This is a genomic window from Pseudomonas sp. yb_2 (assembly GCF_043103905.1).
Lineage (GTDB): Bacteria > Pseudomonadota > Gammaproteobacteria > Pseudomonadales > Pseudomonadaceae > Aquipseudomonas > Aquipseudomonas alloputida.
Genome location: NZ_JBICKH010000033.1, coordinates 57,815 through 75,376 on the forward strand (window position 1 = coordinate 57,815; position 17,562 = coordinate 75,376).

Genomic DNA, 17,562 nt, shown 5'->3' on the forward strand with positions numbered 1-17,562 from the left:
TTGAAAGAGCGCAGCTTAGGACAACAGGAGCGAAAGATGAAAGCGCCGCGCGTAACCCTTGACCAGTGGCGAACCCTGCAAGCAGTGGTCGATCACGGCGGGTTTGCCCAGGCCGCCGAGGCCTTGCACCGCTCGCAGTCATCGGTCAGCTACACCGTGGCCCGCATGCAGGAGCAGCTGGGCGTCCCGCTGTTGCGCATCGATGGCCGCAAGGCGGTGCTGACCGAGGCCGGCAATGTGCTGCTGCGCCGCTCGCGCCACCTGGTCAAGCAGGCCAGCCAGCTCGAAGACCTGGCCCACCACATGGAACAGGGCTGGGAAGCCGAGGTGCGCCTGGTGGTCGATGCCGCCTACCCCAGCGCCCGTCTGGTACGCGCGCTGGCTGCGTTCATGCCACAAAGCCGCGGCTGCCGGGTGCGCCTGCGTGAAGAAGTGCTGTCTGGCGTGGAGGAAGTGATGCACGAAGGCATCGCCGACCTGGCCATCAGCAGCTACAGCATCGGCGGCTACCTGGGCGCCGAATTGAGCGCAGTGGAATTCATCGCCGTCGCCCACCCCGAACACAGCCTGCACCGCCTGGGACGCGAACTGACCTTCCAGGACCTGGAAAGCCAGCTGCAGGTGGTGATTCGTGACTCCGGCCGCGCCCAACCGCGCGACGTCGGCTGGCTGGGCGCCGAGCAGCGCTGGACCGTCGGCAGCCTGGGCACCGCCGCCACCTTCGTCAGCAGCGGCCTGGGCTTTGCCTGGCTGCCCCGTCACATGATCGAGCGCGAGCTGCGCGAAGGCGTGCTCAAGCCATTGCCGCTGGATCAGGGTGGCAGCCGCCACCCACTGTTCTACCTTTATTCGAGCAAAGAGAAGACCCTGGGCCCGGCCACGCAGATTCTCATCGACCTGCTGCGCAATTTCGACACCGCGCCACTGGACGTGCCCTTCGCAGCCCCCCCACAAGCCTGAGAGGACCGCGCCCATGGCCTATTTCGAACACGAAGGATGCACGCTGCATTACGAGGAATATGGCCAGGGCGAACCCCTGGTGTTGCTGCACGGCCTGGGCTCCAGCTGCCAGGACTGGGAGTTGCAGGTGCCGCTGTTCAGCCGCCACTACCGGGTGATACTCATGGACATCCGCGGCCACGGTCGCTCCGACAAACCCGCTGACGGTTACCAGATCGCCACCTTCAGTGCCGACCTGCTGGCCCTGCTCGAACACTTGCACACAGGCCCGGTGCACTTCGTCGGCTTGTCCATGGGCGGCATGGTCGGCTTCCAGTTTGCCGTCGACCACCCTCAATGGTTGCGCAGCCTGTGCATCGTCAACAGCGCCCCTGAGGTCAAGCGCCGCACCCGCAGTGACTGGGCGTGGTGGCTCAAGCGCTGGAGCCTGGCGCGCATCCTCAGTGTCGAAACCGTCGGCAAGGGGCTGGCCGAGCGGCTGTTCCCCAAACCACAACAAGCAGACCTGCGGCAGAAAATGGCCCAGCGCTGGGCGCGCAACGACAAGCGCGCCTACCTGAAAAGCTTCGACGCCATCGTCGACTGGGGCGTGCAGGAACGCATCGGGCAGATTCACTGTCCTACCCTGGTGATCGCCGCCGACCACGATTACACGCCGATACAACTCAAAGAGCGCTACGTCGCCCTCATACCCAACGCCAGGCTGGTCGTCGTCGACGATTCCCGGCACGCTACACCCCTCGATCAACCCGAGGTCTTCAACCAGACCCTGCTGCAGTTCCTCGCAGCCGCTTCCACTTCTCAAGGATCTTTGAGCCCATGCTGAAAAAACTCCTGCTCACCGCCTGCTCGGTCGCCTTTGCCACCAGTGTCATGGCGTCCGACAAGACCCCGCACGTCCTGCTGGACACCAGCTTCGGCCAGGTCGAAATCGAGCTGAACGCCGAGAAGGCACCGCTCAGTACCAAGAACTTCCTGCAGTACGTGGACAGCGGTTTCTACAACAACACCATCTTCCACCGCGTGATCCCGGGGTTCATGGTCCAGGGCGGCGGTTTCACTGACCAGATGGTGCAAAAAGAAACCCAGGCCCCGATCAAGAACGAGGCCAGCAACGGCCTGCAGAACACCCGCGGCACCCTGTCGATGGCACGCACGTCCAACCCGAACTCGGCCACCAGCCAGTTCTTCATCAACGTCGCCGACAACGACTTCCTCAACCCAGGCCGCGACGCCGGTTATGCCGTGTTCGGCAAGGTGACCAAAGGCATGGAAGTGGTCGATCAGATCGTCAACTCGCCGACCACCATCAAAAAAGGCATGCGCGACGTACCGGCCGATCCGGTCTATATCAAGTCCGCCAAACGTATCGACTGACTGCAGGCTTCACAGGGATGTGAAACCGCCTGAGGGTCGGACGAACAGGAGTGTTGTCGCCCATGCTGTACCGCCGTTTCGAAAGACTGATCGATATTTTCCGCGAGGCACCGAGCGAAGCCCCCCCGAGCACGGTGTGGCCGTTCTACCTGTATTACCTGCGCCAGGTGTGGCCCAGCTTCGTGGCCCTGCTGGTGGTCGGCCTGGTCGCCTCGCTGATCGAGGTGGCGATGTTCAGCTACCTCAGCCGCATCATCGACCTGGCCCAGGGTACGCCCAATGCCAACTTCTTCAGCCAGCACAGCGGCGAGCTGATCTGGATGCTGGTGGTGATTCTGCTGCTGCGGCCATTGTTCTTCGGCCTGCACGACCTGCTGGTGCACCAGACCATCAACCCCGGCATGACCAGCCTGATCCGCTGGCAAAACCATACCTATGTGCTCAAGCAGAGCCTGAACTTCTTTCAGAGCGACTTCGCCGGGCGTATAGCCCAGCGCATCATGCAGACCGGCAATTCGCTGCGCGATTCCGCCGTGCAGGCGGTGGACGCGCTATGGCATGTGCTGATCTACGCCATCACCTCGCTGGTGCTGTTCGCCGAGGCCGACTGGCGCCTGATGCTGCCGCTGCTGGCGTGGATCGTCAGCTACATTGCAGCGCTGTTCTACTTCGTGCCACGGGTCAAGGAGCGCTCGGTGGTGTCTTCGGACGCACGTTCCAAGCTGATGGGGCGTATCGTCGACGGCTACACCAACATCGCAACGCTGAAGCTGTTCGCCCATACCGACTACGAACAGCAGTATGCGCGTGAGGCAATCCGCGAGCAGACCGAGAAAACCCAGCTGGCCTCCCGGGTGATCACCAGCATGGACGTGGTCATCACCACCCTCAATGGCCTGCTGGTGGTCGCCACCACCGGCCTTGCCCTGTGGCTGTGGAGCCAATCGCTGATCACCGTGGGTGCCATCGCCCTGGCCACTGGCCTGGTGATCCGCATCGTCAACATGTCGGGCTGGATCATGTGGGTGGTCAACGGCATCTTCGAGAACATCGGCATGGTGCAGGACGGCCTGCAGACCATCGCCCAGCCGGTCACCGTCACCGACCCGCCCAATGCGCCGGCCCTGAAGGTCAGCCGCGGCGCGGTGCGTTTCGTTGACGTCGACTTCCATTACGGCAAGGCCACCAATGTCATAGAAGGGCTCAACCTGGACATCCGCCCGGGTGAGAAAATCGGTTTGATCGGCCCGTCCGGGGCAGGCAAGTCGACTCTGGTCAACCTGCTGTTGCGTCTGTACGACGTGCAGGGTGGGCGCATCCTCATCGACGGCCAGGACATTGCCAAGGTGAGCCAGGCCAGCCTGCGTGCACAGATCGGCATGATCACCCAGGATACCTCGCTGCTGCACCGTTCGATTCGCGAAAACCTGCTGTACGGCCGCCCCGGTGCCAGCGATGCAGAACTGCATGAAGCTGTGCGCCGCGCGCGGGCTGACGAGTTCATCCCACAGCTTTCGGATGCCCAGGGCCGCACCGGTTTCGATGCCCATGTGGGCGAACGCGGGGTCAAGCTGTCGGGTGGCCAGCGTCAGCGTATCGCCATTGCACGGGTCCTGTTGAAGAATGCGCCGATCCTGATCATGGACGAGGCCACCTCGGCGCTGGATTCGGAAGTGGAAGCGGCGATCCAGGAAAGCCTGGAGACGCTGATGCAGGGCAAGACGGTAATCGCCATTGCCCACCGGCTTTCCACCATTGCCCGTATGGACCGGCTGGTGGTGCTGGACAAGGGGCGAATTGTCGAGAGTGGCAGCCACAGTGAGTTGCTGGAGCAGCAAGGGCTGTATGCCCGGTTGTGGCACCACCAGACCGGAGGTTTTGTCGGGGTCGATTGACACCTGCGCGGCCTTTTCGCGGGTAAACCCGCTCCTACACAGGTTCGCTATCGTTGTAGGAGCGGGTTTACCCGCGAAAAGGCCGGCACAGGCAACACAGATCTCTCAGTCCCGGCGGTAGGGCAACATCCCCCGCGCCTCTTCGGCATACCCCTTGACCCCTTCCCGTTCCTGCAGCAGAAAATCCTCCACCGCCCGCCGCAACCCCGGGTGCAGCAGGTAATGCCACGACCGCGTCAACACCGGCTCGAACCCGCGTATCAACTTGTGCTCGCCCTGTGCCCCGGCATCGAAACGCTGGTAACCCTCGGCAATGGCAAAGTCCATGCCCTGGTAGAAACACGTCTCGAAATGCAGCCGGTCGAACTCATCCAGGCAGCCCCAGTAGCGGCCAAACAGGCTGTCGCCGCCCACCAGGCTCAAGGCCATGGCCACATCACGCCCACCCTGGCGGGCCATCACCACGCGCACCGCCTCGGGCATGCGCTCGGCCAGCAGACTGAAAAATTCGCGCGTCAGGTAGGGGGCACGACGACGCACCGCATAGGTGTTGGCATAGCATAGAAAGACGAAATCCCACTGTGCCTCGTCCAGTTCATCACCGCGGTACCAGCGGAAGTCGATACCCTGCCCCGCCACCTGCTCGCGCTCCTTGCGCATCTGCTTGCGCTTGCGCGAGCTGAGGCTGTCGAGAAAGTCCTGGAAGTCGCGATACCCCCGGTTTTGCCAGTGAAACTGGCAGCCCAGGCGTTCCATCCACCCAGGCAGGCCCGCCAACTGCGCGTCCAGCGCCGGGTCGGTGAAGTTGATGTGCGCTCCGGAAAGCCCACCCTTGCCCAGATACTCCGGCAGGGCCTGCAGCATCAACAAACCGTCAGCCGGATCGGCCGTCAGCAGCCGTGGGCCGCTGACCGGGCTGAACGGCACAGCGCCAAGCAGTTTTGGGTAGTAGGCGATACCGGCCCGCTCACAAGCATCGGCCCAACCATGATCGAACACATACTCGCCAAACGAGTGCCATTTGCGGTACGCGGGCAACAGCGCCCGCACCTGCCCGCCTCGCTCCAGCACCAGGTGCTCGGCGGCCCAGCCCGTGTTGCGCGCCACGCTGCCGCTGTCCTCCATTGCACTGAGAAAAGCATGGCGCAGGAAGGGTTGGCCGGCTGGCACAAGGGCATCCCAGGTGGCCGTCGAAAGATCACGCAGGTGGGCAAGGCTGTACAGGCTGGTCACGTTTTCGGCTCGCTGTCTGAAGACCGTCAGTATCCCCAAGGAAGGCCCGTCGCTCAAATGACGAACGCCGGGTGGGACCTTTAATACTCAATTACTTAACAACAGTGCCACTAATCAGACATTAATCTGTCATTGGCCCCCGCAATACTTGCGCCTGTTTTCCGGAACCCTAGAACCTGTCTATTCAGGCCCTTTCCGAAGACATGCCAACGCAGGGGCAGGCGCTTGAGCCTCCCCCATTTTTTTCAGTAGGGAGAACCTTATGCGTCTTGTTTCCACACTTACCGGAGTAAGCCTCACCGGCATGATGCTGGCCCTGAGTGCCCCGGCCAGTGCTGCTGTCGACGCCAAGCTGCTCGAAATGCTCCGCGCCAATGGCTCGATCAACCAGGCGCAGTACAACGAACTGCAGGGCGACCTGGCAAAAGAAACCAAGGAAAAGGCCGACCAGAAAGCTCAGTCCGAACGTATGAGCTCCTTTGAACAAAAAGTGGCATGGGCCGCCAAGACCCAGATCAAGGGTGACGTGCGCCTGCGTTACGAAGACGTCAACGTCGACGATCCGAACAGCAGCAGCGGCAACCAGGACCGCCAGCGAGTACGTGCCCGTGTCGGCTTCTACAGCGAGATCAACCCGCAGGTCGACGCTGGGGTCCGTATCGCCACTGGCAGCAGCGCTGACCGACGTTCGACCAACCAGAGCTTCGACAACTACTTCGACAAGAAGTCGCTGTGGGTCGACCTGGCCTACCTCGACTGGCACCCGACTGCAGTCCCTAACCTGCACCTGATTGGCGGCAAGATGCAACAGCCTTGGGTGAGCATGGGCGACATCATCTGGGATAGCGACATCAACCCGGAAGGTGTGGCGGCCACCTACAAGGCTGACCTGGGCGGGGCCGAAGTGTTTGCCAGCGCCGGTCAGTACACCCTGAAGGACAACGTCGATGGTGACGGCGTCCAGTACAAGCACGATGCGCAGGTCTACCACGGCCAGTTGGGCGCCAAGTTCGCGCCGGCCGACGTGCTCAAGCTCACCGTGGGTGCCAGCATCTATGGTTACGACAACGACAAGGAAGCAGCCATCCTGCAGTCGTTCGGCAACACCACCAACGAGTTCAATCTGGTGGAAGGCTTTGGCCAGATCGACTTCACTGGCTTGGCCATTCCGTTGTCGGCCTATGGCCAGTACGTGAAGAACACCGACAGCACCGACGGCGAAGATCAGGCCTGGCTGGCTGGCCTGAAAACCAAAATGGGTGCCTGGAGCCTGGACTACAACTACCGCGATGTGCAGCGTAACGCGGTGGTCAGCCTGTTCACCGATTCGGACTTCGGCAACGGCTACACCGGTTCGCGCGGTCATAAGTTCAAGGTCGGTTACGAGATCGACAAGAACTTCTCCCTGGGTGCTGCCTACCTGATGGCCAAGACCGACCTGTCGCAGCTGCCGAACAGCAATGCTGACGTCGACACCCTGCAGGTAGACCTGGAAGCCAAGTTCTAAGCAACACCCTGCTCTGCTTCACCTGAAGCGGGAAACGCCGACCCCATCCGGCGTTTCCCGCTTCTTTTTGTCTGTGTGAAATGCGCCGGCCCCTTCGCGGGCTTGCCCGCTCCCACAGTATCACCACAGACCTTGAGAACTGTGCTGTACCTGTGGGAGCGGGCAAGCCCGCGAAGAGGCCGTAACAGGCGCCTGATGAATCAGCGCTTGCGCAGAATCACACTACCAATCGAATACCCCGCACCAAACGAGCTCAACACGCCCAACGAGCCTTTGGCCAGGTCATCCTGGTACAGGTGGAAGGCAATCACCGACCCCGCCGAGCTGGTATTGGCGTAACGGTCCAGAATCACCGGTGCCTCTTCCTCGGCCACTTCACGCCCCAACAGTTTCTTGACGATCAGCTGGTTCATGCTGAGGTTGGCCTGGTGCAGCCAGAAGCGCTTCACGTCGCCTGGTTGCAACCCGTTCTCCTGCAGGTGCTCACCGATCAGCTCGGCCACCTTCGGGCACACCTCGCGGAACACCTTGCGGCCTTCCTGTATGAACAGCTTGTCCGCAGCGCCTTCGCCCTCTTCCGCCGCACGGTTGAGGAAGCCGAAGTTGTTGCGGATGTTGTTGGAGAACTCAGTCCAGAGCTTGCTGCTGACGATGTCGAACTGGTGCGCCGAAGTGGCCTGGTCGGCACGCTCCAGCAACACGGCGGTGGCGGCATCGCCAAAAATGAAATGGCTGTCGCGGTCACGGAAGTTGAGGTGGCCGGTGCACACTTCGGGGTTGACCATCAGCACCGCCCGCGCCTGGCCCAGCGCTACGCTATTGGCGGCGGTCTGGATGCCGAAGGTGGCCGACGAGCAGGCCACGTTCATGTCGAAGGCAAAGCCCTGGACACCCAGTGCCTGTTGCACTTCGATGGCGATCGCCGGGTAAGGGCGCTGCAAGTTGGAGCAGGCGACGATCACCCCGTCGACATCGGCCGCCGTTCGGCCTGCGCGCTCCAGGGCCTGGCGGGCAGCGGCCACGGCCATTTCACACAGCACTGACGGTTCATCGTTGCTGCGCTCGGGCAGGCGCGGCTTCATGCGCTGCGGGTCGAGGATACCGGCCTTGTCCATGACAAAGCGGCTCTTGATGCCCGAGGCCTTTTCGATAAACGCCGCGTCGGAGAGCGGCGCCGCCTCGACTTCACCGCGCTCGATGGCGGCAGCGTTTCCCTGGTTGAACTGCTGCGACCAGGCATTGAAGGAAGCCACCAGCTCTTCGTTGGAAATGCTCTGGGCCGGGGTGTACAGGCCGGTGCCGCTGATCACGACGTTATGCACGGTCGTTCCTCTGGTCAAAGGCCACCGCCACAGGGCGCTGGCTGGAAACATGACAGGTTAATGGCACTTTAGTGCCAATTCAGGGGCCTACGTTTACCCCCGCAAGGCGGTGTCACCCGCCAAGGGCCGCAAAGCGGCCCCAAACGCCCCAAAGTTTGCCACAAATAATAGAGGTTAGCCTTCCACCTGACTCCATTGTTTGCTCAATCGCTTGTCAGAAATCGGCACCTTGGTCCCCAACTGCTGGGCAAACAGCGACACTCGATATTCTTCCAGCCACCAGCGGTACACGGTCAGTTGCTCATCGCGCTTGCCTTCCTGGGCATGCTTGTCGGCACGGGCCTTGTACTGCGCCCACAAATTGGCCAGCTCGCCGCTCCACACCCGGTCTTTCTGCACTTGCGAGCCAAGTTTTTCGAGGCGCAATTCAACCGCCTTGAGGTAACGCGGCAACTCCTTGAACCACACCCCAGGCGTTTCGCGCACGAAGCCCGGGTACACCAGGTTGCCTAGCTGCTGCTTGATGTCGTTCAGTGCCACCGCTTGGCTCAGGTCGATCTTGCCCTTGAAGCGTTTCTGCAGACCATGCCACAGCTTCAGCACTTCCAGGGTTTGCCTTGCCAGGCGCTCGGCATGCTCGGCCCAGCTGCCGCGCTTGCGTTCAGCCAGCGCGGCCAAGGCCGCGCCATCACGTGGCAACGGTTGTTCGCCTTCCAGGATGCAACTGTCCAGGCTGGCCAGCAGAATGTCTTCGACCAGCGCCTCGACCCGCCCCATTTCACGGTACAGCAGGCCCAGCTCGGTCAGCCCCGGCAGCTTGCCGCGCAGGAACTTGGCCGGCTCGGCCAGTTGCTGCAGCAACAGCCGTTGCAAGGCGCGGCGGTGCTGAAACTCCGCTTCGGCCTGGGTCGAGAAACGCCCTTCACGCACAGTGCCGTTGTCTTCCACCAGTGCCGGGTACACGGTCATCGACAGGCCGGCGATCTTCTGCTGGGCGGTCTGTTTCACTTCGCTGAAGGCCTTGGCCTGCACCGGCTGCTCACCCTTGGCGTCACGCGGCACGGCCAGGGCGGCCTGGCTGGCGGCAGCAAAGCGCGCGGTCAGTTCCGCCAGGTCGCGGCCTTCGCCAAGGAACTTGCCCTGGCCATCGACCACTTCGATGTTCATGCGCAGGTGGCCCTCGACCTGGTTGACCGACTCGTCCCAGGCCTCGTCCGACACACGTGCACCGGTCATGCGCAGCAGCTCCTGGCCCAGGGCCTGTGGCAGCGCCCCTTGGCCGAAGGTCATGCGCGCCAGCGAAGCCTTGACGAAGTCTGGCACCGGGACGAAGTTCTTGCGCAGGGCCTTGGGCAGGTTGCGCACCAGCGCCACGCACTTGGCCTCCAGCAGGCCCGGCACCAGCCACTCCAGGCGCTCGCCCGGCAGGCTCGGCAACAGCGGTGCCGGCACCCGCACCGTCACACCATCACGGGGGTGGCCGGGCTCGAAGTGGTAGCTCAGCGGCAGGCGCAGATCGCCCACCTGCATACTGTCGGGGTACTGTGCGGCGGTCACTTCGCTGGCCTCGCGGGCCAGCACGTCCTCCTCGCGCATGATCAGCAGGTTGGCGTCCTTTTGGCTGCCCATGCGGTACCAACTATCAAAGGTCGCCGTCTGGTGGATTTCCGCCGGCAGGCGCGCTTCATAGAAAGCGTACAGCGTTTCTTCGTCAGCCAGGATGTCACGCCGGCGAGCCTTGGCTTCCAGCTCGTCCAGCTCTCCAAGCAGGCGTTTGTTGGCCGCCAGGCACTTGGCCCGCGACTGGATTTCGCCACCCACCAGGCCTTCACGGATAAACAGCTCGCGCGAGGTCGCCGGGTCGATCGGGCCGTAGTGCACCGGCCGACGGCCGACCAGGATCAGCCCGTAGAGCGTGATCTGCTCGTAGGCCACCACCTGCCCGCGCTTCTTCTCCCAGTGCGGCTCGAAATGGTTCTTCTTGATCAGGTGGCCGGCCAGCGGCTCGATCCAGTCCGGCTCGATCTTGGCCACCATGCGCGCATACAGCTTGGTGGTTTCGACCAGCTCGGCAGCCATGACCCACTGCGGGCGCTTGCGCCCCAGGCCCGAAGATGGATGCACCCAGAAGCGCCGCTGACGGGCGCCCTGGTAGTCGCCCTCTTCGGTCTTCTGGCCAATCTGGCTGAGCAGCCCGCTGAGGATTGCCTTGTGCAGCTTCTGGTAATCGGTCGGTTCCTTGTTCACCGTCAGCTGCAGGTCACGGCAAATCAGCGCCAACTGACGATGAGCATCGCGCCACTCGCGCAGCCGCAAGTAGTTCAGGAACTGCTTGCGACACCAGTTGCGCAGCGGGTTGGCGGTCAGCGCCTGGCGTTGTTCCTCGAAGCCACGCCACAGGTTGACCAGCGCAGCGAAGTCCGAGTCCACGTCCTTCCACTGTGCGTGCGCCTGATCGGCGGCCTGCTGGCGTTCTGGGGGGCGTTCACGCGGGTCCTGCACCGACAGCGCGCTGGTGACAATCAGCACTTCCTGCAGGCTGCCCAGGCGCGCGCCTTCAAGCAGCATGCGGCCCAGACGCGGGTCGATCGGCAAGCGCGCCAACTGGCGGCCAATTGGCGTCAGCTGGTTCTCGCGGTTAACCGCCGAAAGCTCCTGCAACAGGTTGAAGCCGTCGCTGATGGCTTTGCCATCCGGCGGCTCGATGAACGGGAAGGCATCGATTGCGCCCAGGCGCAGGTGCAACATCTGCAGGATCACCGCCGCCAGGTTGGTGCGCAGAATCTCCGGGTCGGTAAACGCTGGCCGGCTGTTGAAGTCCTCTTCGCTGTAGAGACGCACGCAAATGCCCGGCTCGACCCGGCCGCAACGGCCTTTACGCTGGTTGGCACTGGCCTGTGACACGGCCTCGATCGGCAGACGCTGGACCTTGGCGCGGTAGCTGTAGCGGCTGATGCGCGCAGTACCGGTGTCAATCACATAGCGGATGCCAGGCACGGTCAGCGAGGTTTCGGCGACGTTGGTGGCCAGCACCACGCGGCGCCCGGTGTGCGGTTGGAAGATACGCTGCTGCTCGGCCGGTGACAGGCGCGCGTACAGCGGCAAAATCTCGGTATGGCGCAGTTGCGCCTTGCGCAGGATCTCGGCGGCATCACGGATTTCCCGCTCGCCCGGCAGGAAGATCAGCACATCGCCCGGGCCCTTGCCCTCGCTGCGTTCGTGCTGCGCCAGCTCGTCGAGGGTGGCAAGGATGGCCTGATCGACGGTGAGGTCGTCCTCGATCTGGTTGCCCTCTTCGTCCTGCTCGCTGGTCAGCGGGCGGTACCAGGTGTCCACCGGGAAGGTGCGCCCGGACACCTCGATGATCGGCGCACCGTCGAAATGCCTGGAGAAGCGCTCCAGGTCGATGGTGGCCGAGGTGATGATCAGTTTCAGGTCCGGTCGGCGATGCAGCAACGTTTTCAGGTAGCCGAGCAGGAAGTCGATGTTCAGGCTGCGCTCGTGCGCTTCGTCGACGATGATCGTGTCATAGCGTTCAAGGAAGCGGTCATGCTGGGTTTCGGCCAGGAGAATGCCGTCGGTCATCAGCTTGACCAAGGTATTGGAATCGCTCTGGTCTTCGAAACGCACCTGGTAGCCGACCAGCGCGCCCAGGGGCGTGCCCAGCTCTTCAGCGACTCGCGCGGCCACACTACGCGCTGCGATCCTGCGTGGCTGGGTATGGGCGATCAACCCATGGCTGCCACGGCCAAGCTCCAGGCAGATTTTCGGCAACTGGGTCGTCTTGCCAGAGCCGGTTTCGCCGGCGATCACCAATACCTGGTTTTCGGCCAGGGCCTTCTTGATTTCGTCACGCTTGGCGGCGATGGGCAGGTTGTCGTCGTAGCGTACGGTCGGCACGCTCTGCTGACGCGCGGTGACCTGAGCGCAGGAGGCCTGGACCTTCTCCACCCACTGCGCCAGCTTCGCCTCGTCGGGGCGCTTGCGCAGTTCGTGCAGTTGCCGGCGCAGGCGATGGCGGTCGGCAATCATGGCGTGGTCGAGGTTTTGCAGCAGTTTGTCGATGGCGTGGTCAGTCATGGGGCTTTTTAGTGATGCAGGTGAGCCTGCTTTTTCATGATCGGCATTCGGAAAGTCGGGCGATTGTCGCAGATTTGCGGATTCTCTGCTGCCTGCACGCTCCCTGTGGAAGCGGCCTTGTGTCGCGATAGGGCCGCAAGGCCGCTTCCACTTTGACCGTGATGCTTTCAACACGAATGTTTAGCCAAGTGCGATGTAAAGGTTGCCATTCACTGCTTTAATCAACCTTACGCCGCATGTGAGTATCAAAGGCATGACTCCCGCCCAGCCCATCGCCCCACCGTCGTCCCGCCCTTCGCTACCGAAGGCCCGGAGCCGTGCCGGGGAAAATCCGCTGGTCCACATCATCCTCGCCTTCTGGGCCTTGTGGCACTGCCGTCACGCGCGCCCACCGGACACTTCGCTCACGCCATTGTGACCAAACCCGGCCAGCGTCTGGCCGTTTGACTCAACCGGGCCGCCTGCTTGCGCGGTGGCCCTGCGCGTCTATGAGCGAATTGATCATGCACTTTGCCCCTGTAGAGCAGGCTACCCGTTTTCTGGCCGACAACCCCGATATCGAGCTGTTCGAACTGTTCATCCTCGACGCCAACGGTGTGCCACGCGGCAAGCTGTTGCACCGCGAGGAACTGCTGGCCGTGTACCAGACAGGCCGGCCACTGCCCAGCACCATCCTTGGCCTGACCCTCAACGGCGACGACGTGGAAAACTCCGGCCTGGTGTGGGACGTCGGCGACATCGACTGCCGTGCCTACCCGCTTGACGGCAGCCTGGTGCGCCTGCCCTGGCGCCGGGTGCCCACCGCCGCAGTGCAGGTGAGCATGCACCCCAGCGAGGGTCTGCCGGCCAGCATCGCGGACCCACGCCATGTGCTGCTGCGCACCATCGAAGCGTTGAAGGCCGATGGTTATCACCCGGTGATGGCCTGCGAGCTGGAGTTCTACCTGCTCGACCAGCAGCGTGATGCCCAGGGCCGCCCACAACCGGCACTGGACAACGATGGCGGCCGCCCCCGCAGCACCCAGGTCTATGGCCTGCGCGAACTGGAGCAGATCGAACCGTTCCTCGCCGACCTGTACGCTGCCTGCAAGGCCCAAGGCATCCCGGCGCGCACGGCCATTTCCGAGTACGCCCCGGGCCAGGTGGAAATCACCCTGGAGCATGGCGATGCGCTGCAGGCGATGGACCAGGCGGTGCGCTACAAGCGCTTGGTAAAAGGTGTGGCCCATGCCCACGGCATGCAGGCCTGCTTCATGGCCAAGCCATTCGCCCAACTGGCCGGCACCGGCATGCACATGCACCTGAGCCTGGCCGACAGCGCCGGCAACAACCTGTTCGCCAGCGAAGACAAGGCCGGCACCCCGCTGCTGCGCCAGGCCGTGGCCGGCATGCTGCGCCACCTGCGCGACTCGCTGCTGCTGTTCTGCCCCAACGCCAACTCCTTCCGCCGCTTCCAGGCCAACAGCTATGCGCCCCTGGCGCCAACCTGGGGCGTGGACAACCGCACCGTGAGCCTGCGTGTGCCAGGAGGCCCTGCCAACAGCCGCCATGTGGAGCACCGCATCTGTGGCGCGGATGCCAACCCTTACCTGGCTGCAGCGGCGATCCTTGCTGCCAGCCACTGGGGCATCCGCGAACAGCTTGACCCAGGCGCGCCCGTTGAAGGCAACGGCTATGCCCAGGCCACCGAACACCTGCCCACTGACTGGCTGACCGCACTCGACGCCCTGCAACATTCCGATTGGGCCCGTGAAGCATTGGGCGAAGACTTCCTTGGCGTGTACCTGAAGGTCAAGCGCGCCGAGTACCGCCAGTTCATGGCCGAAGTCAGCGAACAGGACTGGCGCTGGTACCTGCACCAGGCCTGAGCCCCTAAATAACAAGGAACACCCATGAACGCAGCATTGAACAACGGCCCGGCGCAGCGCGCGCCGTCCTACTACAGCGCCACCCTCAACGACCACACTGCGTACCCGCAACTCAAGGGCACGGTGCAGGTGGATGTGGCGATCATCGGCGGTGGCTTTACGGGCGTGGCCACGGCGGTTGAACTGGCCGAGCGCGGCCTGAAGGTCGCCATCGTCGAAACCAACCGTATCGGCTGGGGCGCCAGCGGGCGCAACGGCGGCCAGGTCACCGGCAGCCTGTCGGGCGACGAGGCCATGCGCTCGCAGATGCGCAACCATCTGGGCGCCGAAGTTGACGACTTCATCTGGCACTTGCGCTGGCGCGGGCACCAGGTGATCGAGCAGCGCGTGGCGCGCTATGGCATCGATTGTGACCTCAAGCGTGGCCACCTGCATGCAGCCATGAAGCCTTCGCACATGAACGAACTGCGTGCGTTCGAGGCCGAAGCGCGGCGCCGTGGCATGGGCGATCAGGTGCAATTGCTCGATCGCGCTGCAGTGGCCGAGCATCTGCAAAGCCCGCTTTATCTGGGTGCGTTGAAGAACCTGCGCAACCTGCACCTGCACCCACTCAACCTGTGCCTGGGCGAAGCCCGTGCCGCACATGGCCTGGGTGCACTGATATTCGAAAATTCCGAAGTGCTGGACATCGTCCATGGCCCGCGCCCGGCGGTGGTTACCGCGCATGGCCGGGTGGAGGCACGCCAGGTGATGTTGGCCGGCGATGTGTATCACAAGCTCGAAAAGCGCCAGCTCAAGGGCAAGATCTTCCCGGCCATGGGCGGTATCGTCACCACCGCGCCGCTGGGTGAGCTGGCCGAGCAGATCAACCCGCAGGACCTGGCGGTGTACGACTGCCGCTTCGTCCTCGACTACTACCGCCTGACGGCCGACAAGCGCCTGCTGTTCGGCGGCGGCGCCAACTACTCAGGCAAGGATTCACGGGACATCGAAGGCGAATTGCGCCCCTGCATCGAACGCACCTTCCCGGCATTGAAGGGGGTGCCGATCGAGTTTCAGTGGAGCTGCGCCATGGGCATCGTGGTCAACCGCATCCCGCAGCTGGGCAAGCTGTCGGACAACGTGTGGTACTGCCAGGGTTACTCGGGGCATGGCATTGCCACCAGCCACATCATGGGCGAGATCATGGCCGAAGCGTTGACCGGGACGCTGGAGAAGTTCGACACCTTCGCCCAGTGCAAGCATGTGCGGGTGCCGATGGGGGACTTGCTGGGGAACCCGCTGCTGGCGGCGGGGATGTGGTATTACCAGATGCTCGAGAAGCTGCGCTGAGTTGCGCGGATGTAGGAGCGGGTTTACCCGCGAAAGGGCCGGCCCTGCTGACCGATCTCCACCCGCCGTTCACCGTTGTCGCCACTACCGTATTCGCGGGTAAACCCGCTCCTACAGGGGCTCACAATGTCTGAAGACGGCGCCGCCCCCAGCCATTGATGCATCGCCGCCGAAATCCCAGGGCCGCGTCGCGGCCCTTTCGCGACACGAGGCCGCCCCCACACTGAGCGTGCAGGCTTATGGTCAGGCGATCTTCTTCAAGCCTTGCTTCTTGAGCTCTTCATCACGCAGTTCGCGGCGCAGGATCTTGCCCACGTTGGTGGTAGGCAGCGAATCGCGGAACTCGATGTGGCGCGGTACCTTGTAACCGGTGACGTTGGCACGCATGTGCTCCATCACCTGCTCCTTGGTCACGGTCATGCCCGGCTTGACCACGATGAAGACCTTGATCACTTCACCCGACTTCTCGTCCGGCACACCGATGGCAGCGCACTGCAGCACGCCCGGCAAGGCCGCCAATACGTCTTCGAGCTCGTTGGGGTACACGTTGAAGCCTGAGACCAGGATCATGTCTTTCTTGCGGTCGACGATGCGCATGTAGCCGTCCGCCTGGATCACGGCGATGTCACCGGTCTTCAGCCAGCCTTCGCTGTCGAGAATCTCAGCCGTGGCGTCTTCACGCTGCCAGTAGCCCTTCATCACCTGCGGGCCCTTCACACACAGCTCGCCCACTTCGCCAAGCGGCAACTCATTGCCGGCGTCGTCGATGACCTTGCACAAGGTCGACGGCACCGGAATACCGATGGTGCCCACCTGGTTCGCTTCCGACGGGTTCACCGCCGCCACCGGGCTGGTTTCGGTCATGCCGTAGCCTTCGCAGATGGCGCAACCGGTAACGGCCTTCCAGCGCTCGGCCACGCTTAGCTGCAAGGCCATGCCGCCCGACAGGGTGATTTTCAGCGCCGAGAAATCCAGGGCTCGGAACGCCTCGTTATTGCACAGGGCAACGAACAGGGTGTTGAGGCCCACAAAGCCGCTGAACTTCCACTTGCCCAGTTCCTTGACCATCGCCGGCAAGTCTCGCGGGTTGCTAATCAGCACGTTGTGGTTGCCGATCAGCATCATCGCCATGCAATGGAAGGTAAACGCATAGATGTGGTACAGCGGCAGCGGGGTGATGAGGATTTCGCAGCCTTCGTGCAGGTTGGCGCCCATCAGTGCGCGGCACTGCAGCATGTTGGCCACCAGGTTGCGGTGGGTCAGCATGGCGCCTTTGGCCACACCGGTGGTACCGCCGGTGTACTGCAGCACCGCCACGTCGTTGGCCTGCGGGTTGGCTTCGGTCACGGGCTGGCCCTTGCCCAGCGCCAGGGCGTCATTGAAACGCACGGCCTGCGGCAGGTTGTAGGCCGGCACCATCTTCTTCACGTACTTGATCACGCTGTTGATCAGCAGGCGCTTGAGTGGTGGCAGCAGGTCGGCAACTTCAGTGACGATAACGTGCCTGACCTGGGTTTTGGGCACCACTTTTTCCGCCAGGTGGGCCATGTTGGCCAGGCACACCAGGGCCTTGGCACCCGAGTCGTTGAACTGGTGTTCCATCTCCCGCGCGGTGTACAGCGGGTTGGTGTTGACCACGATCAGCCCGGCACGCATGGCACCGAAGACCGCGACCGGGTATTGCAGGACATTGGGCAGTTGCACGGCAATGCGGTCACCCGGCTTGAGGTCGGTATGCTGCTGCAGCCAGGCGGCAAACGCCCCCGACAACGCATACAACTCGCCATAGGTGATAGTCTTGCCCAGGTTGCTAAAGGCCGGTTTGTCGGCAAAGCGTTGGCAGGATTGCTTGAGTACTGCCTGGATATTGGGGAATTCGTCAGGATTGATTTCCGCCGTAATCCCGGCTGGGTACTTATCCTTCCAAAAATTTTCGATCATGGAAGCCCACTCCTTCAGCAACAGCGAAGTTCGATTCACGCGTCGAT

The 17,562-nt window shown here is 62.9% G+C and carries 11 protein-coding genes; 7 read left to right on the forward strand and 4 right to left on the reverse strand.

Going from position 1 to position 17,562, the window contains the following annotated elements:
• The first annotated feature begins 36 nt into the window (after nucleotides 1–36).
• From ACF8FB_RS07260 to ACF8FB_RS07275, 4 genes are all read left to right on the forward strand, one after another.
• Nucleotides 37–960 carry a LysR family transcriptional regulator gene (locus ACF8FB_RS07260; protein ID WP_003254610.1) on the forward strand — a complete coding sequence of 308 codons (924 nt, stop codon included), beginning with the start codon at nucleotides 37–39 and terminating at the stop codon, nucleotides 958–960.
• A 13-nt stretch (nucleotides 961–973) separates the two neighbouring features.
• Nucleotides 974–1,786, forward strand: coding sequence for an alpha/beta fold hydrolase (locus ACF8FB_RS07265; protein WP_010955215.1), 813 nt, complete (start codon nucleotides 974–976; stop codon nucleotides 1,784–1,786).
• Nucleotides 1,780–2,337: a peptidylprolyl isomerase A gene (locus tag ACF8FB_RS07270; RefSeq protein ID WP_020191622.1), complete on the forward strand. Its 558-nt coding sequence runs from the start codon at nucleotides 1,780–1,782 to the stop codon at nucleotides 2,335–2,337. The genes ACF8FB_RS07265 and ACF8FB_RS07270 overlap by 7 nt, the downstream gene beginning before the upstream one ends.
• A gap of 62 nt (nucleotides 2,338–2,399) precedes the next feature.
• Nucleotides 2,400–4,232, forward strand: coding sequence for an ABC transporter ATP-binding protein (locus ACF8FB_RS07275; RefSeq protein ID WP_392511155.1), 1,833 nt, complete (start codon nucleotides 2,400–2,402; stop codon nucleotides 4,230–4,232).
• 105 nt (nucleotides 4,233–4,337) lie between these two features.
• Here the strand turns inward: ACF8FB_RS07275 and ACF8FB_RS07280 are convergent, their stop codons facing one another.
• Nucleotides 4,338–5,465 carry a GNAT family N-acetyltransferase gene (locus ACF8FB_RS07280; protein ID WP_392511156.1) on the reverse strand — a complete coding sequence of 376 codons (1,128 nt, stop codon included), beginning with the start codon at nucleotides 5,463–5,465 and terminating at the stop codon, nucleotides 4,338–4,340.
• Between the two features lie 262 nt (nucleotides 5,466–5,727).
• Here ACF8FB_RS07280 and ACF8FB_RS07285 point away from each other — a divergent pair, with 262 nt between their 5' ends.
• Entirely contained in the window at nucleotides 5,728–6,972 is a 1,245-nt protein-coding gene (locus ACF8FB_RS07285; protein WP_003254615.1) for a putative porin, read from the forward strand.
• A 200-nt stretch (nucleotides 6,973–7,172) separates the two neighbouring features.
• Here ACF8FB_RS07285 and ACF8FB_RS07290 read toward each other — a convergent pair whose 3' ends face one another.
• Both ACF8FB_RS07290 and hrpA read right to left on the reverse strand, forming a co-directional pair.
• Nucleotides 7,173–8,294 carry a beta-ketoacyl-ACP synthase III gene (locus ACF8FB_RS07290; protein WP_392511157.1) on the reverse strand — a complete coding sequence of 374 codons (1,122 nt, stop codon included), beginning with the start codon at nucleotides 8,292–8,294 and terminating at the stop codon, nucleotides 7,173–7,175.
• Nucleotides 8,295–8,468: 174 nt separating this feature from the next.
• Entirely contained in the window at nucleotides 8,469–12,374 is a 3,906-nt protein-coding gene (gene hrpA, locus ACF8FB_RS07295; protein ID WP_350298176.1) for an ATP-dependent RNA helicase HrpA, read from the reverse strand.
• A 503-nt stretch (nucleotides 12,375–12,877) separates the two neighbouring features.
• On the opposite strand from hrpA, the gene ACF8FB_RS07300 reads away from it, so the two are divergent.
• A complete protein-coding gene (locus tag ACF8FB_RS07300) occupies nucleotides 12,878–14,242 on the forward strand; it encodes a glutamine synthetase family protein (RefSeq protein ID WP_010955221.1) in 1,365 nt (454 codons plus the stop codon).
• Nucleotides 14,243–14,266: 24 nt separating this feature from the next.
• On the forward strand, nucleotides 14,267–15,574 hold the full coding sequence (locus ACF8FB_RS07305) for an FAD-binding oxidoreductase (RefSeq protein ID WP_350298177.1): 1,308 nt from the start codon (nucleotides 14,267–14,269) through the stop codon (nucleotides 15,572–15,574).
• A 243-nt stretch (nucleotides 15,575–15,817) separates the two neighbouring features.
• Here the strand turns inward: ACF8FB_RS07305 and fadD1 are convergent, their stop codons facing one another.
• Nucleotides 15,818–17,515 (reverse strand): long-chain-fatty-acid--CoA ligase FadD1, encoded by a 1,698-nt coding sequence (fadD1, locus tag ACF8FB_RS07310; protein WP_003254620.1) that lies wholly within the window; start codon nucleotides 17,513–17,515, stop codon nucleotides 15,818–15,820.
• Between the last annotated feature and the right edge of the window lie 47 nt (nucleotides 17,516–17,562).

Coding starts and splice junctions, on each gene's coding strand:
- hrpA (WP_350298176.1), bottom strand. CDS start 12,374: ATGACTGACCACGCCATCGACAAACTGCTGCAAAACCTCGACCACGCC.
- fadD1 (WP_003254620.1), bottom strand. CDS start 17,515: ATGATCGAAAATTTTTGGAAGGATAAGTACCCAGCCGGGATTACGGCG.
- ACF8FB_RS07270 (WP_020191622.1), top strand. CDS start 1,780: ATGCTGAAAAAACTCCTGCTCACCGCCTGCTCGGTCGCCTTTGCCACC.
- ACF8FB_RS07260 (WP_003254610.1), top strand. CDS start 37: ATGAAAGCGCCGCGCGTAACCCTTGACCAGTGGCGAACCCTGCAAGCA.
- ACF8FB_RS07285 (WP_003254615.1), top strand. CDS start 5,728: ATGCGTCTTGTTTCCACACTTACCGGAGTAAGCCTCACCGGCATGATG.
- ACF8FB_RS07265 (WP_010955215.1), top strand. CDS start 974: ATGGCCTATTTCGAACACGAAGGATGCACGCTGCATTACGAGGAATAT.
- ACF8FB_RS07305 (WP_350298177.1), top strand. CDS start 14,267: ATGAACGCAGCATTGAACAACGGCCCGGCGCAGCGCGCGCCGTCCTAC.
- ACF8FB_RS07275 (WP_392511155.1), top strand. CDS start 2,400: ATGCTGTACCGCCGTTTCGAAAGACTGATCGATATTTTCCGCGAGGCA.
- ACF8FB_RS07300 (WP_010955221.1), top strand. CDS start 12,878: ATGCACTTTGCCCCTGTAGAGCAGGCTACCCGTTTTCTGGCCGACAAC.